Below are 24,885 nucleotides of genomic sequence, written 5' to 3' on the forward strand. Positions count from 1 at the left end.
CTGGAAGTATTACTCCACATACTAAGTTTAATGCAGAAGTATATGTATTAGGTAAAGATGAAGGTGGAAGACATACTCCATTCTTTGATGGATATAGACCACAGTTTTATTTCAGAACTACAGACGTAACAGGAGATATTAATTTACCAGAAGGTGTAGATATGGTAATGCCTGGAGACAACATTGAAATGGAAGTAGAATTAATTACTCCAATTGCAATGGAAGCAGGATTAAGATTTGCGATTCGTGAAGGTGGAAAGACTGTAGGTGCTGGAGTTATTACTGGAATTATTGAGTAATTAATATAGCGAAAAAGAGAATGAGGAGGCAACCAATCCTCTCCTCTTCTTTTTCTGTGTAATATTTTTCGCAACGGAGGTGGCAAATATGGCGAAAAAACCTAATAAAGAGAAGATTAGAATCCGTTTGAAGGCATATGAGCATCAACTTCTAGATAAGTCAGCTAAGAAGATTGTTGAAACTGCCAAGAGAACTGGGGCTGATGTTTCTGGTCCGGTACCATTACCGACTAAGAAAGAGGTCTTTACGGTCTTACGTTCACCTCATGTGCATAAGACGGCTCGTGAGCAATTTGAAATGAGAACTCATAAAAGATTAATTGATATTTTAGAACCTACATCTAAGACTGTTGATTCGTTAATGCGTTTGGATTTACCAGCAGGTGTTGATATTGAGATTAAATTATAATTACGCATTAAAATAGAATACTAGCTATTGGATTTATGAGGAGGTGCAAGCAAGATGACAAAAGTAATTTTAGGAAAGAAAGTTGGTATGACACAGATTTTTAATGACGAAGGAGACGTTATACCAGTAACTGTAGTGGAAGCTGGACCATGTTCTGTGGTTCAAAAGAAGATTGAAGAGGTGGACGGCTACAATGCAGTTCAATTTGGTTTTGAAGATATTAAAGAACAGCGAATTAATAAGCCGTTAAAAGGTCATTTTGAAAAGCATGGCGTTGAGCCTAAAAAATATATTCAAGAGATTAGAATTAATGAAGATGAAGGTTATGAAGTAGGCGAAGTTATTAAAGCTGATGTTTTTGGAAACGGTGATAAAGTAGATGTGACAGGGACTTCTAAGGGGAAAGGATTTTCTGGTACAATTAAGCGATGGAACTTTAGTCTTGGACCGAAGACTCATGGTTCTAGAAATTATAGATTACCAGGAGCAATTGGTGCCGGTTCTGATCCAGCAAGAGTCTTTAAAGGACAAAAAATGGCAGGACATATGGGTCGAGAGAAGGTAACGATTCAAAATTTAGAAGTTGTTAAAGTAGATCCAGAGAAGAATATTTTAGCAATTAAAGGTGCTGTTCCTGGACCGAAAAAAGGATTACTATTAATTAAAGAAACAGTTAAAGGATAAGTTGGGAACGAAAGGAGGATAAAGTATGCCTGAATTAGCATTATACAATAGAGAAGGTAGCCAAGTTGGCGAAGTTCAACTTGATGAAAATATTTTTGCCGTAGAAATTAATGAACATGTTGTTCATGAAGCGGTAACTGCTCAATTAGCTGCTAAGAGAAGTGGTTCTGCTTCTACGAAGACACGAGGAAACGTTAGTGGTGGTGGCCGTAAACCTTGGAGACAGAAAGGTACTGGTCGAGCTCGTCACGGAAGTATTCGTTCGCCAATTTGGGTAGGTGGTGGAACAACTTTTGGTCCTCAACCAAGAAGTTATGCTAAAAAACTACCTAAGAAAGTTAAGAAATTAGCAGTAAAGTCAGTCTTTACTACTAAGGCAAATAATGAAGAATTAATTGTTGTGGATAAATTAGATTTTGATCTTCCTAAAACTAAAGATATGATTAAAGTTTTAGAAGCATTAAATGTTAATGATCAAAAGGTATTAATTTTAACTACTGGAAAAGACGAAAATTTATATAAATCAGCACGAAATATTCCAGGAGTGAAAGTTTTAGTTGCGTCTGCAGCAAATCCTTATGACCTTTTAAATAATGATAAAATAATTGCTACTAAAGACGCAATTGAGACAATAGAGGAGGTGCTGGACTAATGAGAGAAGCACAAGATATTATTATCCAGCCTCATATCTCTGAAAGAGCTATGATGGATATAGAGGAAAATAACTGGTATACTTTTAAAGTTGTTTTAGATGCTAATAAGTCAGAGATTAAGAAAGCCATTGAAGAAATCTTTGATGTAAAAGTTAAAAAAGTAACTACTAATCGTATGCCTGGTAAGAAAAGAAGAATGGGTGTGCATGAAGGTAAGCGACCTGATTGGAAAAAAGCTAGGGTTAAGTTAGATCAAGAAGATAGAATCGAAATATTTGAAGGTATGTAATTTTTAAGCGAAAAGGAGGGAATTAGAATGGCGATTAAAAAGTTTAAACCAACTTCACCGGCTAGAAGATATATGACGGTTGAATCTTTTGATGAGATCACTACTGATCAGCCAGAGAAGTCTTTATTAGCTCCAATTAAAAAGACTGGTGGTCGGAATTCAAATGGCCGAATTACATCTAGACGTCGAGGTGGAGGGCATAAAAGAAAGTATAGAGTTATTGACTTTAAACGAGATAAGGACGGAGTACCGGCTAAGGTAGCAACTATTGAATATGATCCAAACCGTTCTGCTCGAATTGCTTTATTACATTATGCTGATGGAGAGAAGCGATATATTTTAGCTCCAAGAGGAATTGAAGTAGGTAATGAAATATTTTCTGGAGAAGGTACTGACATTAAACCTGGAAATGCATTGAAGCTAAAAAATATTCCTATAGGTACTGTTATTCATAATGTTGAATTAAAGCCTGGAAGAGGTGGCCAACTAGTTAGGTCTGCTGGAGCTCAAGCTCAATTAATGGCTAAAGAAGGAAAGTATGTTCATGTAAAGCTTCCTTCTGGAGAAGTTAGATTAATTAGAGCTGAATGCAAAGCTACTATCGGCCAAGTTGGGAATGTTGAACACGAGAATATTACTATCGGTAAAGCTGGACGTAGCCGTTGGTTAGGTCGTCGACCAAAAGTGCGTGGTGTGTCTATGAACCCTCATGATCATCCACATGGTGGTGGAGAAGGTAAAAAAGCAGCTGGAAGACATCCAGTTACTCCTTGGGGTCAGCCAACTATTGGTAAGAAGACACGTAAATCTAAAAAGTCCGATAAGCTAATTATTCGACGTCGTAACGAGAGGAAGAAAGATTAGTTTATAGGAGAAATCGAAAGGAGGTAACTAACTTGGGTCGTTCAGTTAAAAAGGGACCATTCGTCGATAAAAAGTTATTAGCTAAGATTGAAGAACTGAATGAATCTGGAGAGAAACAAGTGATTAGAACTTGGTCACGAAGTTCTACTATCTTTCCACAAATGGTTGGTCATACAATAGCTGTTTATGATGGTCGGAAGCATGTGCCTATTTTTATTACAGAAGAAATGGTTGGACATAAATTAGGGGAGTTTGCTCCGACTAGATTATTTAGACAGCACGGATCACATTCGGAAAGATCAACATCGCTTAAGTAAGAGAGGAGGAGAATAAATGGAAGCGAGAGCTATCGCTAAAGAGGTACGCATTTCTCCGCGAAAAGCTAGACAGGTAATAGATTTAGTTAGAGGTAAGGATGTTGCAGAGGCTATTGGAATTCTTAGACATACTCCTAAGAAGGCTTCTAAAATTATTGAAAAAGTATTAACTTCTGCTGTAGCTAATGCGGAAAATAATCATGGTATGATTGCTGATGAATTATATATATCAAAAGCTTATGTAGATCAAGGGCCGACTATGAAGAGATATCAACCAAGAGCTATGGGTCAAGCGAGCCCTATTAATAAACGTACGAGTCATATTACTATTAAAGTTAAGGAAAAGAAGGAGGGATAGTTAAGTGGGACAGAAAATAAATCCACACGGTTTAAGAATTGGAGTTATTAAAGACTGGGATGCAAAATGGTATGCTGATAAAGATGAATATGCTGATTTATTACATGAAGATTTAGAAATTAGAGATCATGTTAAAAATAAAATGTATAGTGCAGGTATTGCTCGGATTGTAATTGAAAGAGCTGCTGATCGAGTAAAGCTAGATGTTCACACTGCTCGTCCAGGAATGGTAATTGGAAAAGGTGGTTCTGAAGTAAATGCTTTAAGAAATGAATTACAAGATATAACTGGTAAAAAAGTTCAGATTAATGTTGTTGAAGTTAAAAATCCAGAGAAGACAGCACAATTAGTTGCTGAGAATATAGCCAGTCAAATGGAGAATAGAGTTTCATTCCGAAGAGCAATGAGACAATCTATGAATCGAGCTTTAAGACAAAGTGGTGTAGAAGGTTTTAAGATTGAATGTAGTGGACGTTTAGGAGGAGCTGAAATGGCTCGAAGAGAAGGATATCATGAAGGGAATGTACCACTTCATACTCTAAGAGCTGATATTGATTACGGTTTTGCTGAAGCATATACTACTTTTGGTAAAATTGGAGTTAAAGTTTGGATTAATAAAGGTGAAATTCTACCAGAAGTAGATAACGACTAGATAAATTTGGTTAGAAAGGAGGCAACAAATATGTTAATACCTAAGCGGGTTAAACATAGAAAGCAGCATAGAGGTAGATTAAAAGGGAAAGCACATCGAGGTACTACAGTTAACTTCGGTGAATACGGATTACAGGCTTTAGAGCCTGCCTGGATTACAAATCGCCAAATAGAAGCTGCTAGAATTGCAATTACTCGTTATATTAAGCGAGGAGGTAAAGTTTGGGTTAATATCTTCCCTGATAAGCCGGTAACAGCTAAACCAGCTGAGACTAGAATGGGTTCTGGAAAAGGTGCGACTGAACACTGGGTGGCTGTAGTAAAGCCTGGTCGAGTTATGTTTGAAATCGCTGGTATTGAGGAAGAGGTAGCAAGAGAAGCTATGCGTTTAGCATCTCATAAGTTACCGATTAAGACTAAATTTGTAAAACGTGAAGGAATGGATGGTGACAGCGATGAAAGCTAAAGAGCTGAGAGAATTAACTTCTAAAGAGTTGAATCATAAGTTAGGTGGATTGAAGGAAGAATTATTTAACTTAAGATTTCAGAAAGCAACTGCTCAATTAGATAATCCGGCTCGAATTCGAGAGGTAAAGAAAAGTATTGCTCGGGTTAATACGATTATGCGTGAACGTGAGTTGGAAATTAATCATTAGTCTTATTTGATAAAGGAGGTTATCTAATGTCTGATAAAAAGCGTAAATTAAGAACTGGAACCGTTGTTAGTGATAAGATGGATAAGACGGTTGTAGTTGCTGTTGAGCGTAAGACTCAACACCCACTATATAAGCGAGTTATTACGCGAACTTCTCGTTTTAAAGCTCATGATGAAAATAATGAATGTAATGTTGGAGATAAAGTAAAAATTGTAGAAACAAGGCCAATTAGTAAACAGAAACGATGGAAGTTAGAAGAGATTATTCGAAAAGCAAAGTAAGCATGTAAGGAAAGGTTAGTTGAAGAAAGGAGGGTACTGACCATGATTCAAGTAGAATCTAGATTAAAGGTAGCTGATAACTCTGGAGCACGAGGACTACTATGTGTTAAAGTATTAGGAGGCTCTAAGAAAAGGTATGCTACTATAGGTGATACAATCATTGCTACTGTTAAAGAGGCTATTCCTGATGGAATGGTTAAGAAAGGTGAAGTAGTAAAAGCAGTAGTTGTGAGAACTCAAAAAGAATATAGAAGACCAGATGGATCATATATTAGTTTTGATGAAAATTCAGCTGTAATTATTGATAAGAATAATAACCCTCAAGGAACGAGAGTTTTTGGTCCGGTAGCGAGAGAACTAAGGGATAAAAAGTTTACTCGAATTATTTCCCTAGCGCCAGAGGTATTATAATTTATCAGAGTTAAATGTAATCTTCATGTCTCGAAAGGAGGTAGTTGACTTGACTATTCCTAAATTGCATGTAAAGCAAGGCGATATGGTTAAAATTATCGCTGGGAATGATAAAGGTAAAAGTGGAGAGGTTTTAAAAGCTTTTCCAAAAGATAATCGGGTAGTTGTAGAAGGTATTAACATTATTAAAAAACATGAACGTCCTACACAAGATATGCCACAAGGTGGAATTATTGAAAAAGAAGGGACGATTAATAGTGCAAATGTAATGTTAATCTGTAACCATTGTGAGCAACCTACTAGAACTGGAAAAAAAGTTTTAGATTCTGGTGAAAAAGCACGGGTTTGTAAAAAATGTGGAGAAGTTGTGGAATAATAATTTAATCTACTGTTCTGTGATGGAAGGAGGACAAAGCTAATGGCAGTATTAAAAGAAAGATATCAAGATGAGATTGTTGATGAATTAATGGAAAAATTTGATTATGATAACGTTATGCAAGTTCCAAAGATAGAGAAAGTTACTGTTAATATGGGAATCGGTGATGCCGAAGAAGATGCTAGATTATTAGATAATGCGGTAGAGGAACTTAGAACAATCACTGGACAAGAGCCTGTTATCACTAGAGCTCAAAAGTCTATCGCTAATTTTAAAATTAGAAAAGGAATGCCTGTAGGGTGCAAAGTAACGCTACGTGGTGGACAAATGTATGAGTTCTTATATAAATTAATTAATATTGCTTTACCACGGGTTCGTGACTTTAGAGGACTTTCTACTAAATCTTTTGATGGAAGAGGTAATTACTCTTTAGGTATTACTAATCAAGTAATTTTTCCAGAAATTGATGTAGATGACGTAGATAAGACTCGAGGTATGGATGTTACTATTGTAACGAGTGCTGAGTCTGATGAGGAAGCTAAAGGCCTACTTGAATTGATGAATATGCCGTTTAAAAAATAAATTATGATTTAATAAGGAGGGAAAAGAGTGGCCCGAAAAGCTAAAATAGAGAAAGCCAAAAAAGAGAAAGACCATTCTACTAGAGGCGTTATTCGTTGCCGACGTTGTGGTCGAGCTCGAGGTGTTCTCCGTAAATTTGAATTGTGTCGAATCTGTTTTAGAGAATTAGCTCATAAGGGAGTTTTGCCTGGAGTTAAGAAATCTAGTTGGTAAATTGTAGTGTGTTGAAATATAGAAAGGAGGTTGGTTTTAGTGTCTATGACTGATCCGATCGCAGATATGTTAACAAGAATTAGAAATGCTAACTTGGCTACAAAAAATACTGTAGAGATTCCAGCATCTAATTTAAAAGAAGAAATTTCTAAAATTTTAAAAGATGAAGGTTTTATTAAAAATTATAGACGTATTGAAGATAATGCACAAGGTAGATTAAGGTTAGATTTAAAGTATGGAAATAATGATGAAAAAGTTATTACTGGATTAAAGAGAATTAGTAAGCCAGGATTGAGAGTTTATGCATCTAAAGATGAAGTACCTAAAGTACTAGGTGGTTTAGGGGTTGCTATTGTCTCTACATCTCAGGGAGTAGTTACTGATAAGGATGCTCGTGAGAAAGGAATCGGTGGAGAAGTTCTCTGTTATGTTTGGTAATTTGAATTAGAATAGGAATAGGAGGTGTCAGTAATGTCTCGTGTTGGACATTTACCAGTTGAAATTCCGGAAAAGATAGAAGTTACAGTGGAAGATAATGTAGTTACTATAAAAGGTCCAAAAGGTGAATTATCACAAGAAATTAATGAACATTTAGATATTAGCCTTGAAGATAATACTATCACTATTAATAGGTCTACAAATTCTAGAGATGATAAATGTGTCCATGGTTTAAGTAGAAGTTTAGTTATTAACATGATCGAAGGTGTGATTAATGGATTCGAAAAGAAACTAGAATTAAATGGTGTAGGTTATAGAGTTCAAAAACAAGGAAGTAATTTAGAATTAAAAGTAGGATATTCACATCCTGTAGTAATTGAACCAGCAGAAGGTATTGAATTAAATGTAGAAGGTAATGATAAGATTATAGTGAGTGGTATTGATAAGCAAAAGGTAGGAGAAACAGCTGCTAATATTAGAGCTGTCCGTCCACCAGAACCTTATAATGGTAAAGGAATCAAATATATTGATGAACATATCAGTAGAAAAGAAGGTAAGACTGGTTAATGATTTTCAGTTTTAATGAACTATAGTTAGAGGAAGGAGTGACTTGGTATGAGTACAAGCAGACAGAGACGACATAAAAGAGTCCGAAAAAAAGTTAGTGGAACTCCAAGTAAGCCTCGTTTAAATGTTTATCGTAGTTTGAAGCATATCTATGCTCAAGTTATCGATGACTTAGCTGGAGAAACATTAGTATCAGCCTCTACTATTGAACCAGCGATTAGAGATGAAGTTGATAATGGAGGAAATGTCGAGGCAGCTAAAGAAGTAGGAAAATTAGTAGCTAAAAGAGCTCTTGAAGAGGGCATTGAACAAGTTGTTTTTGATCGTGGTGGAAATAAATTTCACGGAAGAATTAAGGCTGTAGCTGAAGCAGCTAGAGAGAGCGGTTTAGAATTTTAAAGTAAAAGGAGGGAAAGAAGTGAATAACAACATAGACCCTAATGAATTAGATTTAGATGAAAGAGTTGTTAATATTAATCGAGTTTCTAAGGTAGTTAAGGGAGGAAGACGTTTTAGTTTCAGTTCTTTAGTAGTCGTTGGAGACGGAAACGGTCATGTAGGAGCTGGTATTGGTAAAGCTAATGAGGTTCCTGCAGCTATTCATAAAGGAATTGATGCTGCTAAGAAGGAATTAATTAAGATCCCTTTATCTGACACAACTATTCCACATGAAGTTACTGGTGTATTTTGTGGAGGTAGAGTTCTATTAAAACCAGCTTCAGAAGGTACTGGAGTAATTGCCGGAGGATCTATTAGAGCGGTAGTTGAATTAGCTGGTATTAAAGATATTTTAACTAAGTCTTTAGGTAGTGATAATCCACTTAATATGGTAAACGCTGCGATACAAGGTTTAAAAGAATTAAAAGATGTTGAAGAAGTTGCTAAATTAAGAGGTAAAAGTGTAGAAGAATTATTAGGATAATGAATATAGCAAAATCCAAGTATTATTTAATAGTTTAAAGGAGGTGAAGTTAATGAAACTTCATGATTTAAAACCAGCTGAAGGAGCTAAGAAGAATCGTAAACGTGTAGGACGAGGTATAGGATCTAATAAAGGAAAAACATCAGGTCGTGGCCATAAAGGTCAGAATGCACGTAGTGGTGGAGGTGTAAGACCAGGGTTTGAAGGTGGTCAAACGCCATATTTTAGACGTTTCCCTAAGCGAGGGTTTACAAATAAGTTTAAGAAAGAATATGCTGAAGTTAATGTAAAGAGCTTAAACAAATTTGAAGAAGGAATAGAGGTTACTCCTGAGCTATTAGAAGAAAAAAATGGTTTAGCTAAGCAGGTGAAAGATGGTATAAAGGTTCTTGGTGATGGTGAATTAGACGTAGCCTTAACAGTAAAGGCTCACGGATTTACTAAATCCGCTGTAGAAAAGATTGAAAATGCTGGCGGGAAAATAGAGGTGATTGAATAATGTTATCGGCTTTAAGTAACTCCTTAAAAGTTAAGGAGCTACGGCAAAAGATATTTTTTATTTTGGCCATGATTGCTGTCTATCGTATTGGAGCTCATATTCCAGTACCTGGCGTTGATCCAGCTAAACTGCGTGAATTATTTAGCCAAGGTCAAGGATTATTAGGATTCTTGGATATGTTTTCTGGAGGAGCGTTGAGTAGATTTAGTATTTTTGCAATGAGTATTAACCCTTATATTACTTCTTCTATCATTATGCAGTTGTTGACTGTAGTTGTTCCGAAATTGGAGGAATTATCTAAACAGGGGCAAGAAGGGCAGAAAGTTATCTCTCAATATACTAGATATGGTACAGTAATTCTAGGATTAATCCAAGGTTTCGGAATTACATTATGGATTAAAAATTATGGTGCTATTGTTAACCCTAATTTCTTCAATATTGCAACCATTGTTATTACTTTAACTGCTGGGACTGCTTTCTTAATGTGGCTTGGAGAGCAGATTACTGATAAGGGAATTGGAAATGGAATTTCGATTATTATCTTTTCTTCCATTATATCTCGTTTTCCATCAGCAGTTAGTCAGGTAGTAGCTTCATTGAGAGCAGGAACGATTGGTATTTTTAATCTTATTATTTTCTTAATCCTTGCGGTTGTTATTGTAGCAGCGGTAATTTATATTCAACAGGGTGAGAGAAAGATTTCTGTTCAATATTCTAAAAGAGTTGTTGGTCGTAAAGTATATGGTGGTCAGAGTACTCATATACCGATGAAGGTTAATCAAGCAGGGGTAATTCCAGTTATTTTTGCTTCATCTGTCTTGTTATTCCCGGCTACTATAGCTAGAATATTACCGTATGATTGGGCACAGACATTATCTAATGCGTTAAGTCCTGGTTCATTATTGTATATGATCATTTTTGCATTATTTATTGTCTTTTTCACGTATTTCTATACAGCAATCACATTTAATCCAAGAGAAGTTGCTGAGAATATTCAAAAGAATGGTGGCTTTATCCCAGGAAGAAGGCCTGGAAGATCTACAGCTGAATACTTAGATAAAGTTTTAACTAGAGTTACTTTAGCTGGAGCATTGTTCTTAGCAGCAATTGCAGTTTTACCAAATATACTGATGAATTTAACTGGATTACAGTTTAGATTTGGTGGAACAGCTTTATTAATTGTAATAGGTGTCGCTTTAGAAACTATGAAGCAGATTGAAACGCACTTATTAGAGCGCCATTATCAGGGCTTCATGGAATAGATTTTCAGAGGAGTGATTTAAGGTGCATATTATTTTAGTTGGCCCTCCAGGGGCTGGCAAAGGAACACAAGCTGCTAATTTAGTTGAAGAATTCAGTATTCCTCATATTGCAACAGGGGATATTTTTAGAAGTGCAATTAAGAATGAGACGCCTCTAGGGAAAACAGCTAAAGAATATATAGATCAAGGAAAATTAGTTCCAGATGAAGTAACCATTGGAATAGTTGAAGAAAGATTATCTGAAGGTGATTGTCAAGAAGGGTTCATTTTAGATGGGTTTCCTCGTACTGTTGCTCAAGCGGATGCTTTACAAGACATTCTAGAAAAATTAGATGTTGACTTAGATAATGTTTTAAATATTAAAGTTAGTGAGGATGAGGTAATTAGACGACTATCTGGCAGACGAATCTGTAGTGATTGCGGAGCTAGCTATCATGTTGATTTTAATCCTCCTAAAGATGAAGATACTTGTGATAAGTGTGATGGAGACTTATATCAAAGAGAAGATGATAAGCCTGAGACTATCAAAGAGCGTTTATCAGTTTATAAAGAACAGACTGAACCTTTAATTAATTACTATAAAGATTTAGGTCTTTTAAAGAATATTAATGGTGAAGCTAGTTTAGAGGAAGTGTTTAATAATATTAAACAGGCGGTGTCATAATGATTATTCGGAAGTCCCCAAGAGAGATAGAATTAATGCATCAGTCAGGAAAGATAGTTGCTGAAACTCATGCTTTTTTGGCTGAAAAGATTGATCCAGGGATAAAAACGGAGGAAATAGATAGATTAGCAGAAGAATTCATTCTTAAGTATGATGCTAAACCTGCTTTTAAAGGTTATCAAGGGTTTCCTAGCACTGTCTGTGTAGCTATTAATGAACAAGTAGTACACGGTATCCCTGATTCTCGCCGTTTAGAGTCTGGTGATATTATTGGTTTAGATATTGGAGCGGTTAAGAACGGTTATTATGGAGATGCTGCACAAACTTTAGCTGTAGGTGAAGTTTCTAGTGAAGCTCAGAAATTAATGAAAGTAACTAAGGATTCATTGAATGCAGCAATTGAAGCTGCAGTTATAGGGAATAGGCTATCTGATATCTCCCATGCTGTTCAAAACTTTGTTGAAGCTGAGGGCTTTTCTGTGGTTAGGAATTTTGTAGGCCATGGAATTGGAAGTAAAATGCATGAGAGCCCACAGGTACCTAATTTTGGTCCTCCCGGAAATGGACCTCGATTAAAGGAAGGGATGACACTTGCGCTTGAACCTATGGTTAATGTTGGAGATTACAGAGTTGAAACCTTAGATGATGGGTGGACTGTTGTAACTAAAGATCGCAAATTATCAGCCCATTTCGAGCATACAATTGCTATAACAGATTCAGGTTCGAAGATTCTAACCAAAATTTAGATTGCATGTTGGTTGCTGATTGTGATATAATATTACATTGAGATTACAGGAATTATTAATACTTTAAGGAGGTTGATTTTACCTAATGGCAAAGGAAGAACCGATTGAAGTGGAAGGTACAGTGGTTGAACCGTTACCAAATGCCAAGTTTAGAGTAGAGTTAGATAATGATCATAAGGTTTTAGCTCATGTGTCAGGAAAAATGAGAATGAACTATATTAGAATCCTACCAGGAGATAAAGTTACAGTAGAATTATCTCCATATGATTTGAGTCGTGGTCGAATTACTTATCGACATAAATAGTAATTCAATTATAGATTCACCGCTAATAGGTTGTAAAGAGGAGGGTAAGCTATGAAAGTTCGACCATCAGTTAAGCCTATTTGTGATAAATGTAAGGTAATTCGGAGAAAAGGTAAGGTATTTGTGATCTGCGAAAATCCTAAGCATAAACAAAGACAAGGTTAATTTAAATATTATTCAAAGAAAGAATTTGGAGGTGTAAAGTAATGGCACGTATTGAAGGTGTTGATTTGCCACGAGATAAGCGAATTGAAGTGGGTTTAACTTATATATACGGTATCGGTCGCTCTACTGCTCAAGATATCTTAGAAAAGACAGATATTGATCAAGACACTATAGTTAGAGACTTAACTGAAGAAGAAGTAGCTAACTTACGAAGTGTAATTGATGAAGATTATATTGTTGAAGGTACATTAAGAAGAGAAGTACGTAGTGATATTAAGCGTTTAAAAGATATCGGATCCTATCGTGGATTAAGACATAGAAGAGGTTTGCCGGTTAGAGGTCAACGAACTAAAACTAATGCTCGAACTCGTAAAGGACCGAAGAAGACTGTTGGTGTTGGAAGAGGTTAATTATTAATAAATCGTTATAGGAGGAGGGATATTGATGGCCCGTCGTAAAAGAAAGAAGAAGAAAAAGCATGTGACAAAGGGGCAAGCTCATATTCGCTCTACTTTTAATAATACTATTGTGACTTTAACTGATCAAAAAGGGAATACTATTGCTTGGTCCAGTGCTGGTAATTTAGGTTTTGAAGGAACAAGAAAGAGTACTCCGTATGCTGCGCAAATGGCTGCAGAATCTGCTACTAAAGAAGCCATGGAGCATGGGTTAAAAGAAATTGAGGTTTTTGTTAAAGGTCCAGGAGCTGGTAGAGAAGCAGCAATTAGATCTTTACAAGCTGCAGGATTACAGATTAATGGAATTAAGGATGTAACTCCTATTCCGCATAATGGTTGTCGACCACCGAAGCGTCGTAGAGTATAATTAAATAATCAAGTAATTTGGAGGTGTAGATATAAAATGGCAAGATATACTGGACCTGTTTGTCGTCAATGTCGCCGAGAAGGGGAGAAGTTGTTCCTTAAAGGTGAAAGATGCTATACAGATAAATGTTCTATTGAGCGTCGTTCATATGTTCCGGGTGAACATGGACAAAGAAGACAGAAGTTATCAGAATATGGTGTGCAGTTAAGAGAGAAGCAGAAAGTTAGAAAAATTTATGGTGTTTTAGAGAATCAGTTTAGAAGGTACTTTGAGATGGCAGATAATCAGCCAGGAATTACTGGTGAAAACTTCTTGAGAGTTTTAGAAAGAAGATTAGATAATGTAGTATTTAGATTAGGTTTTGCTGCTTCAAGAAATGAAGCTAGACAATTAGTTAGACATGGTCATTTCTTAGTGAATGGTAGTAGAGTGGATATTCCCTCTTATTTAGTTGAAGAAGGAGAGGAAATTGAAGTTAAAGATTCAAGTAAGGATATGACTAGAATGAAAGAAATTCTTGAATTTACTAGTCAGAAGAATATTCCGGAGTGGTTAGAGGTAAACTTTGAGAATAAGAATGGTAAGGTATTAAGAGAAGCTGAAAGAGAAGATATAGATATTCCAGTACGAGAACAGCTAATCGTTGAGTTCTATTCTAGATAAGAAGTAGTTAATTAGTGGTTCAATTTTGAACCACATACTACTTTTATCTATGATATTTTGATAGCACCCTCAGTAAAGTTGACAAATTACCTTGCACTTCAAAAGGAGGGTTTAATAAATAATGATTGAGTTTGAAAAACCTAAAATTGAAAGAGTAGAATCAGATGATATTTATGGTAAGTTTATTATTACTCCTTTAGAAAGAGGATATGGTATTACTTTAGGTAATGCTTTACGTAGAATAATGTTATCTTCATTACCAGGAGCAGCAGCTACTTCTATTAAAATTGAAGGAGTACGACATGAATTTTCTACTATACCAGGAATAGTAGAAGATGTAACAGATATTATACTTAACATAAAAGAATTAGTAGTTAAGATGGAATCTGAAGAGCCAGAAGTTTTACGTATTGATGCTGCTGGGGAAGGAAAAGTTACAGCTGATCAATTTACAGTTAGTGGGAATGTAGAAATTCTAAATCCAGACCTTCATATTGCTACATTGAATAATGAAGGAGAATTAAATTTAGAAGTAACTATAGAAAAAGGTAGAGGTTATGTTTCTTCTGAAGAAAATGAAGGGGAAGAAGATATTATTGGAGTAATTCCAATAGACTCAGCTTTTTCTCCAATTAGAAGAGTAAATTTTGAAGCTGAAGATACTCGCGTTGGACAGGTGACTGACTATGATAAGCTAACTTTAGAGATTAATACTGATGGTAGCTTAACACCGGAAGAGTCAATTAGTTTAGCAGCTAAAGTCTTAGCTGAACACCTTGACCTCTTTATCAACTTAACCGAAGAGATTACTGAAGTTGATATTATGGTAGAGAAAGAGGAAGAAGAAAAGGATAAGATTTTAGAAACAACTATTGAAGAATTAGATTTATCTGTACGTTCATCTAATTGCTTAAAGAGAGCAGGTATTAATACTGTTGAAGAATTAACTGATAAAACTGAGGACGACTTAATGAAGGTTAGAAATTTAGGTAAGAAATCCTTAAAAGAGATTAAGGATAAGTTATCAGAATTAGAGCTTTCATTAAAGCAACCTGAGATACATTAAAGCAATTTGAGATATAAAGTAGTAAAGGAGGGATATAATTATGGCACGTAGAAAGTTAAGCCGAAAGAGCTCCAGTCGAAAAGCTTTATTAAAGAGCTTAATGATTTCACTTTTTAAGAATGAAAGAATTGAAACTACTGAACCTAAAGCTAAAGAAGCGCAGCGTTCTGCTGAAAAGTTAATCACTACTGCTAAACAGGATAGTCAAAATGCTCGAAAAAAAGCTATGCAGGTTTTAAATGATAAAGAAGTAGTAACTAAGTTATTTAATGATATTGCTCCTAGATTCGAGGATCGTCAGGGAGGTTATACTAGAGTTTTAAAGTTAGGACCGCGCCGTGGTGATGGAGCTCCAATGGCCATTTTAGAATTAGTAGAATAAATAATTGCATACTTAAAATTATAAGCAGCCATAATAAATAGTCTTTTTACTTACTTAGAGAGTGAGATAACTACGGCCGAATCTAGATGAATTTCGGCCGTAATTTAACTTCAATGTATGGCTGTTTTTTGTATGGATTAAGGGTGAAAAGTTAAATGAAACCATTAATTAAATTAGAGGATGTTTATTATAAATATAGTGACCAGCAGGAAGATGAATGGGTTTTAAATGGTGTTGATTTAGAAGTGAAGTCAGGTGAATTTGTAGCTATTGTTGGTCATAATGGCTCCGGCAAATCTACTTTAGCTAAATTATTAAATGGTTTATTAATACCTACTGAGGGAAAAGTTAAAATAGGAGGTAAAGCTACTACTAATCAGGAAGAATTATGGCAAATTAGACAAGAAGTTGGTATGGTTTTTCAAAACCCAGATAATCAATTAGTAGCTAATATTGTGGAAGAAGATGTAGCTTTTGGTCCAGAGAATTTAGGATTACCTCCTGAAGAGATTAAAGTAAGGGTGCAAGAATCTCTAGAATTAGTAAATATGGAGGAGTTTACTCGTCATGCTCCTCATAAGTTATCTGGTGGACAAAAACAACGGGTAGCTATTGCTGGAATTATTGCTATGCTTCCTGATTGTTTAGTCTTTGATGAACCGACTGCTATGCTAGATCCTGTAGGTCGTAAAGAGGTAATTGAAACTGTTGAGTATCTTAATAGAGAAGAAGGTTTAACGATTATTTATATTACTCATTTTATGAATGAAGTAGTTAATGCTGATCGAATCTTAGTATTTGAAGAAGGAGAAATAGTGCTATCAGGGACTCCTGCTAAGGTTTTTTCCCGAGTTGAAGAGATTAAGGAACTTTCTTTAGATGTCCCACAAATAACTGAATTAGCTTATTATCTTAAGGATGAAGGATTAGATATAAGTTCAGATATATTTACTGTAAATAGGTTGGTGGAAGAGATATGCTCATTAGGCTAGAATCTGTTTCACATCGGTATGAGGATATGGATATCGATGTTTTAAAAGATATAGATTTTTCAATTAAAAATGGTGAATTTATAGGACTAATTGGTCATACTGGTTCTGGGAAATCAACTTTAGTTCAAATCTTAAATGGTTTAATTAAACCGAATTCTGGACAAGTTTATATAGATGAAGAGGATATTACTAATGATAATGTGGATTTAAGGTTTGTTAGACAGAAAGTAGGTTTAGTTTTTCAATATCCAGAACATCAGTTGTTTGAAGAAACTATTTATCAGGATGTAGCTTTTGGTCCTAAGAACTTAGGATTAAATGATAATGAGATTGAACTTAGGATTAAAGAAGCCTTACAGGCAGTTAATTTAGATTATCAGCAATTTAAGGATCGTTCGCCTTTTAAATTAAGCGGTGGTCAACAACGAAGAGTAGCTATTGCTGGTGTTTTAGCTATGCGTCCTAAAGTCTTAGTTTTAGATGAGCCTACAGCAGGGCTTGATCCTCGGACTAGAGTTGAGTTAATGAGGGAGATAATTAGGTTTAAAGAAGAGTTTAATTTAACAGTTATTTTAATTTCACATAGGATGGAAGAAGTCTTTGAACTAGCTGATAGGGTCTTAGTCTTACATCAAGGAAACTTAATCTTTAATGAAGCACCAACTGATTTAGCTTCTAATCAAACTGAATTAAAAAGAATAGGATTAGGAATTCCAGAAGTAACAAAAGTTTTAATTGCTTTACGGGAAAAAGGTTATAATTTACAGACCAATTTATTTGATATTCAAGAAGCTAAGCAAGAGATTATTAAGGCATTAAGGAGTTAGGGTTATGTTAAATGATATTATGTTAGGTCAGTATCTTGATAGAGATTCCATAGTTCATAAATTAGACCCTAGGATCAAAATTCTATTGGTTTTCTTATTTATTATAATTTTATTTATTAGTGAAAACTTCTTGGGATACTTAATTTTAGGTGGATTTATAATTCTTAGTACCCTTGTATCTAAGATTGAATTTAAGTATATTTTAAAAAGTTTAAAACCATTATTATTTATTATTAGTTTTACTTTAATAATTCATTTATTCTTAACTAAAGGCGGAGAGGTAATCTGGGAATGGAAGTTTTTAAGCATTGAAGAAAGAGGATTAAATTTAGGGCTTTTTATGGCAGTTAGATTAATCTTTTTAATTACTTTTACTTCTTTATTAACTTTAACTACATCTCCTTTAGAGTTAACAGATGGTTTAGAAAAGCTTTTGGATCCATTTAAACGATTTGGAGTTCCTGCTCATGAATTAGCTATGATGATGACTATTGCCTTAAGATTTATACCTACCTTATTAGAAGAATCTGAAAAGATTTTAAAAGCTCAAAAGGCTAGAGGAGCAGACTTTGAAAGTGGAAATTTAATTCAAAAAGCTAAGAGTTTAATACCACTTTTAGTCCCACTCTTTGTTAGTGCTTTTCGTAGAGCAGATGATTTAGCGTTAGCTATGGAAGCACGTTGTTATCGTGGTGGTGAGGGACGTACTCGAATGAATGAATTAAAGTTATCTAGGTTAGATTATATAATAGGGATTGTAATTACTGTTTTCTTAATTGCAGTGGCTATATTTACTCATTCTTAATATTAGTTGAGGTGGAATAAATGCGTTATTTTAAAGCCATTGTTGAATATGACGGAACAAATTATCATGGTTTTCAACGGCAACCAAATGCTATTACTATCCAAGAAGTTTTGGAAAGTAGTTTGCATATATTAACTAAAGAAGAGATTAAAATAATTGGTGCTAGCAGAACAGATAGTGGAGTACATGCGTGTGGGCAAGTTATAAATTTTGAAACTAAGACACCTATTCCTATTCAACGTATTCGTTATGCCTGGAATAATTGTTTGCCAGATGATATTCTAATAAGGGAAGTAAAAGAAGTTGATGATGAATTCCATGCTCGTTATTATTCTAAAGGAAAAATTTATGAATATCATATTCTGAATAAAGAACTCCCTTCAACTTTTAAGCGAAATTATAGCTATCATATTAGAAAAAAATTAGATTCTGCTTCTATGTTAAAAGCAGCTCAATATTTAGTTGGGACTCATGATTTTTCATCATTTCGAGCTTCTGGTTGTGGTGCTAATACTACAGTTAGGACTATAAATAGTTTCAAAATAAATAGAATAGAAAATAATATTATATGTAGAGTTGATGGTAGTGGTTTTTTATATAACATGATTAGAATTATGGTTGGTACTTTACTTGAGGTTGGGTTTAATAAATTACAAGTCAAGGAAGTAAAAGAAATATTAGAAGCTAAAGATAGGACTGAAGCTGGACCTACAGCACCAGCTCATGGTTTAAGATTAATTAAAGTAAAATATTGAAAGAACTTGACAGGTTGAAGTTCTTATAATAAAATTAACTAGTGAGGTTTTATAATTTAATTTAGTTAATTAGCCCCGGACTCACCTTAATATATATTTTTTATTACATTGTTAGAAGGAGGGAAGAAGATGACTACTTATATGGCAAATCCTAATAAAATAGAAAGAAACTGGCTTATAGTGGACGCTGAAGGTAAGACTTTAGGTAGATTAGCTAGTGAGATTGCAACAGTTTTAAGAGGAAAACATAAGCCAATCTATACACCAAATGTTGACACAGGTGATTATGTAATTGTTGTTAATGCTGAGAAGATTAAATTAACAGGTAAGAAGCTGCAACAGAAGATGTATCATAAGCATTCTGGGTATCCTGGTGGATTAAAGTCAATGACTTATGATGAGTTATTATCTAAACATCCTGAGAGAGTAATGAAATTGGCAGTTAAAGGTATGTTACCTAAAAATAAATTAGGTCGTAAAATGCTTAAGAAGCTAAAGATTTATGCTGGTTCTGAGCATCCTCATGAAGCTCAAGAGCCAAAAGAATTAGATATATAACGGATAGATAATAATAATATATTTTAGAGAGGAGGATTACAATGGCAGAGGTTGATTACTTAGGAACTGGTAGAAGAAAGCATTCTTCAGCTAGAGTAAGATTACGTCCAGGGACTGGTGAGATTATAGTAAATGAGAAGTCAATAGATGAATATTTTAATCGTAGAACTTTAATAAAATTGATTGAACAGCCTTTAGAAATTACAGAGACTGTTGGTGAATTTGATATCATAGTTAATGTAGAAGGTGGAGGATTATCTGGACAGGCAGGAGCAGTTTGTCACGGTATTGCTCGGGCTTTATTAGAAGTTGAGGATAACTATCGTACACCTTTAAAGAAAGCAGGACTTCTAACTAGAGATCCAAGAATGAAAGAACGTAAAAAGTATGGTCGTAAAAAAGCACGAAAGTCAACTCAGTTCTCAAAAAGATAATCAAATTTACTATCAAAAGGAAGAGTATATACTCTTCCTTTTTATTTTGAGATGATTTAAGACTATAATTATACATATTATCTTATTTAGTTATAAGTTATGGTATATATTAAAATAATATTGTGAATAATAGCAATTAATCGTTATTTCCGAGGAAATATTGCTTTATTTCTTAGAAGATATGGATAATGAGGAGAATAATAATGAAGACACCATATTTAAAAATAAGCTTGGAGAAAATAGTTGAAAATACTAGAAGAATAGCTAGTTGGGCTGGTAAAGATAGGGTTCAAATATTAGGGGTTACTAAAGGTGTTTGCGGAGATCCCCAAGTTGCTCAAGCTATGATTAGAGGAGGAGTTAAGGGGTTAGCAGATTCTAGGATAGAGAATATTAAACAGTTAAAGGCATATGGCTTTAATCTACCATTGGTATTATTAAGGATTCCAATGTTAAGTGAAGTTTCTGAAGTAATTAATTATGCTGATATTAGTCTTAATTCACAGTTAGAAGTAATCTCCGCTTTAAATAATGAAGCAATGAAGAAGAATAAAGAGCATAAAATTATTTTAATGATTGATTTGGGTGATCGTAGAGAAGGAATTTTACCAAGTCAACTAGAAGAAAAAGTTACTATAATTAATGAAGATTATTCTAATATAGAGTTACTAGGTTTAGGTACTAATTTAGCTTGTTTTGGTGGGGTCTTACCTACTAAAGAAAATATGAATTTATTAAAAGAATTGACCGTACAAGCAGAGAATATTTTAAATAGCAAATTAAAGATTATTTCTGGAGGAAATAGTAGCTCATTACCTTTAATGCGTGTTAGTAAATTACCTAAAAGGGTAAATCAACTTAGAATTGGGGAAAGTATATTATTAGGAAGTAATCTAATTGATGGTGGACACTTTTCTGAATTGAATAATGACACTTTTATTTTAGGAGCTGAAATAGTAGAATTGCAGACTAAGGGAGCATTACCTGAAGTCCCTCAAGGTCCAAACGCATTTGGTGAGAGAGTAGCTTTTAAAAAGAAAGGGGAACGGACTAGGGCTATTTTAGCTATTGGAAGACAAGATATCTCTCCAGATGGGCTGACACCGTGCCGCTTAGGAGTCGATATTGAAGGAGGTAGTAGTGATCATTTAATAATTGATATTACAGAAGTAAAAGAGGAATTACAGGTAGGAGATATATTAGAATTTAGAGTAAATTATACTTCATTACTGAAAGCAGTTATATCACCTTATGTTGATAATAGATATCTACTCAATTAAGGAGGAGATAGAGTGAGAGTTGCTGTTATTGGAGTTCCACTTGATTTAGGAGCGAATAAAAGAGGGGTAGATATGGGTCCTAGTGCTATTAGATATGCTAATTTAACTACTAAAATTGAAGGATTGGGAATTGAAGTCGAAGATTATGGTGATATAGAGGTGCCAATTATTACAAATGAAAGAAGAAATCAACATAATATTTTAGAGATTAGGGATGTTTGTATTTCTTTATCTAGAAAAGTAAAAAAGAGTTTAGAGGATGATAAGGTACCATTAGTTATTGGAGGCGATCATAGTATTGCTATAGGGACTTTCAGTGGTTTAGTTAGAGCCAAAAAAGATTTTGGTTTGATTTGGTTTGATGCTCATGCTGATTTTAATACTTTAGCTACTAGTCATTCCGGAAATGTTCATGGTATTCCTTTAGCAGTGATTAATCAAGAAGGACCAACTGATTTACTATCAATTATGGATAATGCATATAATTTAAATGAAAGCAATGTAGCTTTAATCGGTATTAGAGACTTAGACCCCCTAGAACGTGAGAGATTAAAAGAGACAGATATAAATATATATACAATAAGTGATATAGATAGGTTAGGAATAGAGCAAGTAATGAAAGAAGCTATTCAGATTACTAGTCAAGGGAAGGAAGGAATTCATCTTAGTTTTGATATGGATGTTTTAGACCCTTTAGTTGCTCCAGGGGTTGGTACTGCAGTAAGTGGAGGATTAAATTATAGAGAAGCACATTTAGCTATGGAAATATTAGCTGAAACAGACATTTTAGGCTCGATGGAGCTAGTTGAAGTAAACCCTATTTTAGATGAAAGGAATCGTACAGCTGAGTTGGCTGTAGAATTAATTTTATCTGTTTTAGGAAAGTCTATTTTATAACGAAAGGAGATGAGTAGAATGAGTGGAATTGTATTTGCTGGACTAAGTCCTCACCCTCCGATTTTAATCCCTGAAATAGGTAATGAAAATTTACAGGAAATTGAGGATACACGAGAGGGAATGAAAAGGTTTGCTAAAAGAGTAAAAGATTCAAATCCAGATTTGGTTATCACCATAAGCCCTCATGGTCCAGTCTTTTCTGATGCAATAAGTATAATGAATACACAAGAGTTAAAAGGTGATTTCGGTCAGTTTGGTTTTCCAGAATTGGAATTAAATTATGAGTTACAAGAAGAGATGGTTGAAGAGATAGTTAAGGTGACAAAGCAAGAAGACATAACAGTAGCTAGAATTGATAAAAGTACTGCACGTAAATTTGAAATTAATCCTAAATTAGATCATGGAGCATTAGTGCCTCTTTATTATTTAGCAGAGGCGGATGTTGAAGATATACCAATAATTCCTATTACTATGGGTATGTTACCATATGAAGAATTATATAAATTTGGTAAGATAATACAATTAATAGCTATGAAATTAGAATATCGCGTAGCCATAATAGCCAGTGGCGACTTATCACACAGATTAACTCCAGATGCTCCCGCGGGGTATAATTCACAGGCTAAGGAGTTCGATAAAAAGTTAGTTCAGGCTCTAAAAGAAGATAAAATAGAGGATATCTTTAATTTAGACCAACAATTAATTGAAAAAGCAGGTGAATGTGGTCTAAGGCCAATTATTATCATGTTAGGGGCTATTGATGGTTTAGATGTTAGTAATGAACTTCTATCCTATGAAGGTCCTTTTGGAGTAGGGTATGGAGTGCTTACTTATGAGATTGAAGGAGAAGATGAGGATAGAAGACAATTAGATCAGTTATTAGCTGATCGAAATGCTAAATTAAAACAAGTTAGAGAAGAAGAGAGTAAATTAGTTAAGTTAGCGCGAAAAGCTGTAGAAAAATATGCTTTAAATCGAGAGAAAATACTTCCTCCAGAAGATTTAACTCCACAGATGCAAAAAGAAGCTGGAGTCTTTGTATCTATTAAAAAACATGGTCAACTCAGGGGATGTATTGGAACAACTGAACCTGTTCAGGAGAATATAGCTAAAGAGATAATCAGAAATTCTCTTAGTGCTGGGTTTAATGATCCTCGTTTTGAGGAGGTTAATTTAAATGAATTAGATGATTTGATTTATACAGTAGATATTTTAGAAGAACCAGAATCTATTGATAGTTTAGATGAATTAGATCCTCAAAAGTTTGGAGTTATAGTAGATAAGGGACAAAATAGTGGCCTTTTATTACCACGATTAGAAGGGGTCGATACAGTAGAAAAGCAAGTAGAGATTGCCAAAAGGAAAGCGGGATTATCACCAACAGAGGACGATATTGAATTAAAGAGATTTAAAGTAACTCGTTATAAATAGGGGTGACGAGAATATGAAAGAAGCTTTGTGGTACAAAAACTTAGAACAAAAGCAAGTAGAATGCAACTTATGTCCTCATAATTGTATTTTGACTCATATGCAGGAAGGTACATGTGGCGCAAGAGTAAATCAAAATAGTAAGCTAATAGCAAAAAATTATGGGAAGGTTAGTGCTACAGCAATAGATCCTATTGAAAAGAAACCACTTTTTCATTTTTATCCTGGAACTGATATATTATCTTTAGGAACTGTAGGTTGCAATTTAAGTTGTAAGTTCTGTCAAAATCACCATATAGCTCATAATAATAAAGCACAGACTGAAAGTTTAAATTCAGAAGAAGTAATTAAATTAGCTGATAAACATAATTTAATTGGAGTTGCTTATACCTATTCTGAACCTATTATTTGGTTTGAATATATTTTAGATACTGCTAAATTAGTGCAGGGGGCAGGAATGAAGAATGTTTTAGTAACTAATGGTCTAATAAATCCAGAACCACTTAAAGAGTTATTGCCTTATATAGATGGATTTAATATAGATTTGAAAGCTTTCACAGATGATTTTTACCAAGAAGTGTGTCAAGGATATATAGCTCCAGTTAAAGAAACAATTAAATTAGCTAATAAATCATCTCTAGTGGAGGTAACTACTCTGTTAATTCCAGGTTTAAATGATTCTGAGGAAGAAATTAAAGAGTTAACTGAGTGGTTAGCAGAGATTGATCCGAATATTCCGTTACATTTTTCTCGCTATTTTCCTAAGTATAAATTAAAAAGAGAACCTACTCCTGTAGAGACTTTAATTCAGGCTAAAGAAATAGCTGAAGAGAGATTAAATTTTGTTTATTTAGGTAATATACAACAACAGAAGTATAGAAATACATATTGTCATGAATGTAATAAACTTATAGTCGAAAGAAACTTTCAAGCGGTTCAACTTCATTTAAAGAATGGTTTATGTCCTGAATGTGATACAGAAATTAATATCATAACATAATTAAATTGAAGATAAAAGAATAAAAATACTTGACAAATTATCTAAATTCACATATAATATTATAAAATTAGTTGAGAAATTAAATTTTAATTATATAAACACTGAGAAGGGGTTAAGAATTAAGGATGACATACAGAGAGGGGCTTCCAATCTGGCTGAAAGGGCTCTAGTCAATACTGATTCATTTGCCACCCTGGAGTGGGGAGACTGAAATAGTAGTAGGTCTTAACGTATTAGCTGCGTTAAAGTGATGAGAGCTTAAGAATGACTAGTTAAATAATTCTTAGCAATTAGAGTGGTACCACGGGGAATCTATACTCTCGTCTCTAAATTTTTTTAGAGACGAGAGTTTTTTATTTGTTT

Annotated in this window: 41 protein-coding genes; all 41 read left to right on the forward strand. The window is 34.3% G+C overall.

Annotated features, from left to right (window positions below):
- Positions 1 to 299, forward strand: a 299-nt coding sequence (locus B5D41_RS11705) for an EF-Tu C-terminal domain-related protein (protein ID WP_456154140.1), incomplete at its 5' end; no start/stop codon positions are given.
- A gap of 88 nt (positions 300 to 387) precedes the next feature.
- A complete protein-coding gene (gene rpsJ, locus B5D41_RS11710) occupies positions 388 to 708 on the forward strand; it encodes a 30S ribosomal protein S10 (protein ID WP_078810840.1) in 321 nt (106 codons plus the stop codon).
- Positions 709 to 762: 54 nt separating this feature from the next.
- Positions 763 to 1,392: a 50S ribosomal protein L3 gene (gene rplC / locus B5D41_RS11715; protein WP_078810841.1), complete on the forward strand. Its 630-nt coding sequence runs from the start codon at positions 763 to 765 to the stop codon at positions 1,390 to 1,392.
- 25 nt (positions 1,393 to 1,417) lie between these two features.
- Positions 1,418 to 2,044 (forward strand): 50S ribosomal protein L4, encoded by a 627-nt coding sequence (gene rplD / locus B5D41_RS11720; protein WP_078810842.1) that lies wholly within the window; start codon positions 1,418 to 1,420, stop codon positions 2,042 to 2,044.
- Complete coding sequence (rplW, locus tag B5D41_RS11725; RefSeq protein ID WP_078810843.1) at positions 2,044 to 2,334, forward strand: 50S ribosomal protein L23; 291 nt, start codon at positions 2,044 to 2,046, stop codon at positions 2,332 to 2,334. The genes rplD and rplW overlap by 1 nt, the downstream gene beginning before the upstream one ends.
- A gap of 27 nt (positions 2,335 to 2,361) precedes the next feature.
- A complete protein-coding gene (gene rplB / locus B5D41_RS11730) occupies positions 2,362 to 3,198 on the forward strand; it encodes a 50S ribosomal protein L2 (RefSeq protein ID WP_078810844.1) in 837 nt (278 codons plus the stop codon).
- 32 nt (positions 3,199 to 3,230) lie between these two features.
- Positions 3,231 to 3,515: a 30S ribosomal protein S19 gene (gene rpsS / locus B5D41_RS11735; RefSeq protein WP_078810845.1), complete on the forward strand. Its 285-nt coding sequence runs from the start codon at positions 3,231 to 3,233 to the stop codon at positions 3,513 to 3,515.
- A 16-nt stretch (positions 3,516 to 3,531) separates the two neighbouring features.
- Entirely contained in the window at positions 3,532 to 3,873 is a 342-nt protein-coding gene (rplV, locus tag B5D41_RS11740) for a 50S ribosomal protein L22 (protein WP_078810846.1), read from the forward strand.
- A gap of 4 nt (positions 3,874 to 3,877) precedes the next feature.
- Positions 3,878 to 4,525, forward strand: coding sequence for a 30S ribosomal protein S3 (gene rpsC / locus B5D41_RS11745; protein WP_078810847.1), 648 nt, complete (start codon positions 3,878 to 3,880; stop codon positions 4,523 to 4,525).
- 30 nt (positions 4,526 to 4,555) lie between these two features.
- Positions 4,556 to 4,990 carry a 50S ribosomal protein L16 gene (rplP, locus tag B5D41_RS11750; RefSeq protein ID WP_078810848.1) on the forward strand — a complete coding sequence of 145 codons (435 nt, stop codon included), beginning with the start codon at positions 4,556 to 4,558 and terminating at the stop codon, positions 4,988 to 4,990.
- Positions 4,980 to 5,180 carry a 50S ribosomal protein L29 gene (rpmC, locus tag B5D41_RS11755; RefSeq protein WP_078810849.1) on the forward strand — a complete coding sequence of 67 codons (201 nt, stop codon included), beginning with the start codon at positions 4,980 to 4,982 and terminating at the stop codon, positions 5,178 to 5,180. Before rplP ends, rpmC begins: the two co-directional genes overlap by 11 nt.
- Before the next feature lie 26 nt (positions 5,181 to 5,206).
- On the forward strand, positions 5,207 to 5,461 hold the full coding sequence (gene rpsQ / locus B5D41_RS11760) for a 30S ribosomal protein S17 (RefSeq protein ID WP_078810850.1): 255 nt from the start codon (positions 5,207 to 5,209) through the stop codon (positions 5,459 to 5,461).
- A gap of 42 nt (positions 5,462 to 5,503) precedes the next feature.
- Positions 5,504 to 5,872 carry a 50S ribosomal protein L14 gene (gene rplN, locus B5D41_RS11765; RefSeq protein ID WP_078810851.1) on the forward strand — a complete coding sequence of 123 codons (369 nt, stop codon included), beginning with the start codon at positions 5,504 to 5,506 and terminating at the stop codon, positions 5,870 to 5,872.
- Between the two features lie 49 nt (positions 5,873 to 5,921).
- Complete coding sequence (rplX, locus tag B5D41_RS11770) at positions 5,922 to 6,248, forward strand: 50S ribosomal protein L24 (protein WP_078810852.1); 327 nt, start codon at positions 5,922 to 5,924, stop codon at positions 6,246 to 6,248.
- 42 nt (positions 6,249 to 6,290) lie between these two features.
- A complete protein-coding gene (gene rplE / locus B5D41_RS11775) occupies positions 6,291 to 6,830 on the forward strand; it encodes a 50S ribosomal protein L5 (RefSeq protein ID WP_078810853.1) in 540 nt (179 codons plus the stop codon).
- A gap of 27 nt (positions 6,831 to 6,857) precedes the next feature.
- Positions 6,858 to 7,043: a type Z 30S ribosomal protein S14 gene (locus B5D41_RS11780; protein WP_078810854.1), complete on the forward strand. Its 186-nt coding sequence runs from the start codon at positions 6,858 to 6,860 to the stop codon at positions 7,041 to 7,043.
- 39 nt (positions 7,044 to 7,082) lie between these two features.
- On the forward strand, positions 7,083 to 7,481 hold the full coding sequence (gene rpsH / locus B5D41_RS11785; protein ID WP_078810855.1) for a 30S ribosomal protein S8: 399 nt from the start codon (positions 7,083 to 7,085) through the stop codon (positions 7,479 to 7,481).
- Positions 7,482 to 7,514: 33 nt separating this feature from the next.
- A complete protein-coding gene (gene rplF / locus B5D41_RS11790) occupies positions 7,515 to 8,048 on the forward strand; it encodes a 50S ribosomal protein L6 (protein ID WP_078810856.1) in 534 nt (177 codons plus the stop codon).
- Between the two features lie 48 nt (positions 8,049 to 8,096).
- Complete coding sequence (gene rplR / locus B5D41_RS11795) at positions 8,097 to 8,447, forward strand: 50S ribosomal protein L18 (RefSeq protein ID WP_078810857.1); 351 nt, start codon at positions 8,097 to 8,099, stop codon at positions 8,445 to 8,447.
- A gap of 19 nt (positions 8,448 to 8,466) precedes the next feature.
- Complete coding sequence (rpsE, locus tag B5D41_RS11800) at positions 8,467 to 8,970, forward strand: 30S ribosomal protein S5 (RefSeq protein WP_078810858.1); 504 nt, start codon at positions 8,467 to 8,469, stop codon at positions 8,968 to 8,970.
- 52 nt (positions 8,971 to 9,022) lie between these two features.
- Positions 9,023 to 9,469: a 50S ribosomal protein L15 gene (rplO, locus tag B5D41_RS11805; RefSeq protein WP_078810859.1), complete on the forward strand. Its 447-nt coding sequence runs from the start codon at positions 9,023 to 9,025 to the stop codon at positions 9,467 to 9,469.
- A complete protein-coding gene (gene secY / locus B5D41_RS11810; RefSeq protein ID WP_078810860.1) occupies positions 9,469 to 10,731 on the forward strand; it encodes a preprotein translocase subunit SecY in 1,263 nt (420 codons plus the stop codon). Before rplO ends, secY begins: the two co-directional genes overlap by 1 nt.
- 22 nt (positions 10,732 to 10,753) lie before the next feature.
- A complete protein-coding gene (locus B5D41_RS11815; RefSeq protein ID WP_078810861.1) occupies positions 10,754 to 11,395 on the forward strand; it encodes an adenylate kinase in 642 nt (213 codons plus the stop codon).
- Complete coding sequence (gene map, locus B5D41_RS11820; RefSeq protein ID WP_078810862.1) at positions 11,395 to 12,141, forward strand: type I methionyl aminopeptidase; 747 nt, start codon at positions 11,395 to 11,397, stop codon at positions 12,139 to 12,141. Before B5D41_RS11815 ends, map begins: the two co-directional genes overlap by 1 nt.
- Before the next feature lie 85 nt (positions 12,142 to 12,226).
- Positions 12,227 to 12,445, forward strand: coding sequence for a translation initiation factor IF-1 (gene infA / locus B5D41_RS11825; RefSeq protein ID WP_078810863.1), 219 nt, complete (start codon positions 12,227 to 12,229; stop codon positions 12,443 to 12,445).
- Positions 12,446 to 12,496: 51 nt separating this feature from the next.
- A complete protein-coding gene (gene rpmJ / locus B5D41_RS11830; RefSeq protein ID WP_078810864.1) occupies positions 12,497 to 12,610 on the forward strand; it encodes a 50S ribosomal protein L36 in 114 nt (37 codons plus the stop codon).
- A 41-nt stretch (positions 12,611 to 12,651) separates the two neighbouring features.
- Complete coding sequence (gene rpsM, locus B5D41_RS11835) at positions 12,652 to 13,020, forward strand: 30S ribosomal protein S13 (RefSeq protein ID WP_078810865.1); 369 nt, start codon at positions 12,652 to 12,654, stop codon at positions 13,018 to 13,020.
- A 34-nt stretch (positions 13,021 to 13,054) separates the two neighbouring features.
- The gene (gene rpsK, locus B5D41_RS11840; RefSeq protein WP_078810866.1) at positions 13,055 to 13,435 is read left to right on the forward strand and encodes a 30S ribosomal protein S11; all 381 of its coding nucleotides are present in this window, start codon (positions 13,055 to 13,057) and stop codon (positions 13,433 to 13,435) included.
- Positions 13,436 to 13,471: 36 nt separating this feature from the next.
- The gene (gene rpsD / locus B5D41_RS11845) at positions 13,472 to 14,098 is read left to right on the forward strand and encodes a 30S ribosomal protein S4 (RefSeq protein ID WP_078810867.1); all 627 of its coding nucleotides are present in this window, start codon (positions 13,472 to 13,474) and stop codon (positions 14,096 to 14,098) included.
- Between the two features lie 121 nt (positions 14,099 to 14,219).
- The gene (locus B5D41_RS11850) at positions 14,220 to 15,164 is read left to right on the forward strand and encodes a DNA-directed RNA polymerase subunit alpha (protein ID WP_078810868.1); all 945 of its coding nucleotides are present in this window, start codon (positions 14,220 to 14,222) and stop codon (positions 15,162 to 15,164) included.
- A 40-nt stretch (positions 15,165 to 15,204) separates the two neighbouring features.
- Entirely contained in the window at positions 15,205 to 15,546 is a 342-nt protein-coding gene (gene rplQ / locus B5D41_RS11855; protein WP_078810869.1) for a 50S ribosomal protein L17, read from the forward strand.
- A gap of 155 nt (positions 15,547 to 15,701) precedes the next feature.
- Entirely contained in the window at positions 15,702 to 16,538 is an 837-nt protein-coding gene (locus B5D41_RS11860; RefSeq protein ID WP_078810870.1) for an energy-coupling factor transporter ATPase, read from the forward strand.
- Complete coding sequence (locus tag B5D41_RS11865) at positions 16,523 to 17,365, forward strand: energy-coupling factor transporter ATPase (protein WP_078810871.1); 843 nt, start codon at positions 16,523 to 16,525, stop codon at positions 17,363 to 17,365. The genes B5D41_RS11860 and B5D41_RS11865 overlap by 16 nt, the downstream gene beginning before the upstream one ends.
- 4 nt (positions 17,366 to 17,369) lie before the next feature.
- Complete coding sequence (locus tag B5D41_RS11870) at positions 17,370 to 18,170, forward strand: energy-coupling factor transporter transmembrane component T family protein (RefSeq protein WP_078810872.1); 801 nt, start codon at positions 17,370 to 17,372, stop codon at positions 18,168 to 18,170.
- Between the two features lie 20 nt (positions 18,171 to 18,190).
- Complete coding sequence (gene truA / locus B5D41_RS11875; protein ID WP_078810873.1) at positions 18,191 to 18,925, forward strand: tRNA pseudouridine(38-40) synthase TruA; 735 nt, start codon at positions 18,191 to 18,193, stop codon at positions 18,923 to 18,925.
- 129 nt (positions 18,926 to 19,054) lie between these two features.
- Positions 19,055 to 19,483, forward strand: coding sequence for a 50S ribosomal protein L13 (gene rplM, locus B5D41_RS11880; protein WP_078810874.1), 429 nt, complete (start codon positions 19,055 to 19,057; stop codon positions 19,481 to 19,483).
- A 41-nt stretch (positions 19,484 to 19,524) separates the two neighbouring features.
- Positions 19,525 to 19,917, forward strand: coding sequence for a 30S ribosomal protein S9 (gene rpsI, locus B5D41_RS11885; RefSeq protein ID WP_078810875.1), 393 nt, complete (start codon positions 19,525 to 19,527; stop codon positions 19,915 to 19,917).
- Between the two features lie 203 nt (positions 19,918 to 20,120).
- On the forward strand, positions 20,121 to 21,197 hold the full coding sequence (locus B5D41_RS11890) for an alanine/ornithine racemase family PLP-dependent enzyme (protein ID WP_078810876.1): 1,077 nt from the start codon (positions 20,121 to 20,123) through the stop codon (positions 21,195 to 21,197).
- Positions 21,198 to 21,209: 12 nt separating this feature from the next.
- Positions 21,210 to 22,094: an arginase gene (gene rocF, locus B5D41_RS11895; protein ID WP_078810877.1), complete on the forward strand. Its 885-nt coding sequence runs from the start codon at positions 21,210 to 21,212 to the stop codon at positions 22,092 to 22,094.
- Positions 22,095 to 22,112: 18 nt separating this feature from the next.
- A complete protein-coding gene (gene amrA, locus B5D41_RS11900; RefSeq protein ID WP_078810878.1) occupies positions 22,113 to 23,525 on the forward strand; it encodes an AmmeMemoRadiSam system protein A in 1,413 nt (470 codons plus the stop codon).
- Positions 23,526 to 23,538: 13 nt separating this feature from the next.
- Positions 23,539 to 24,522 (forward strand): AmmeMemoRadiSam system radical SAM enzyme, encoded by a 984-nt coding sequence (gene amrS, locus B5D41_RS11905; RefSeq protein ID WP_078810879.1) that lies wholly within the window; start codon positions 23,539 to 23,541, stop codon positions 24,520 to 24,522.
- Positions 24,523 to 24,885: the final 363 nt, after the last annotated feature.

It is taken from the genome of Selenihalanaerobacter shriftii, from assembly GCF_900167185.1.
Lineage (GTDB): Bacteria > Bacillota > Halanaerobiia > Halobacteroidales > Acetohalobiaceae > Selenihalanaerobacter > Selenihalanaerobacter shriftii.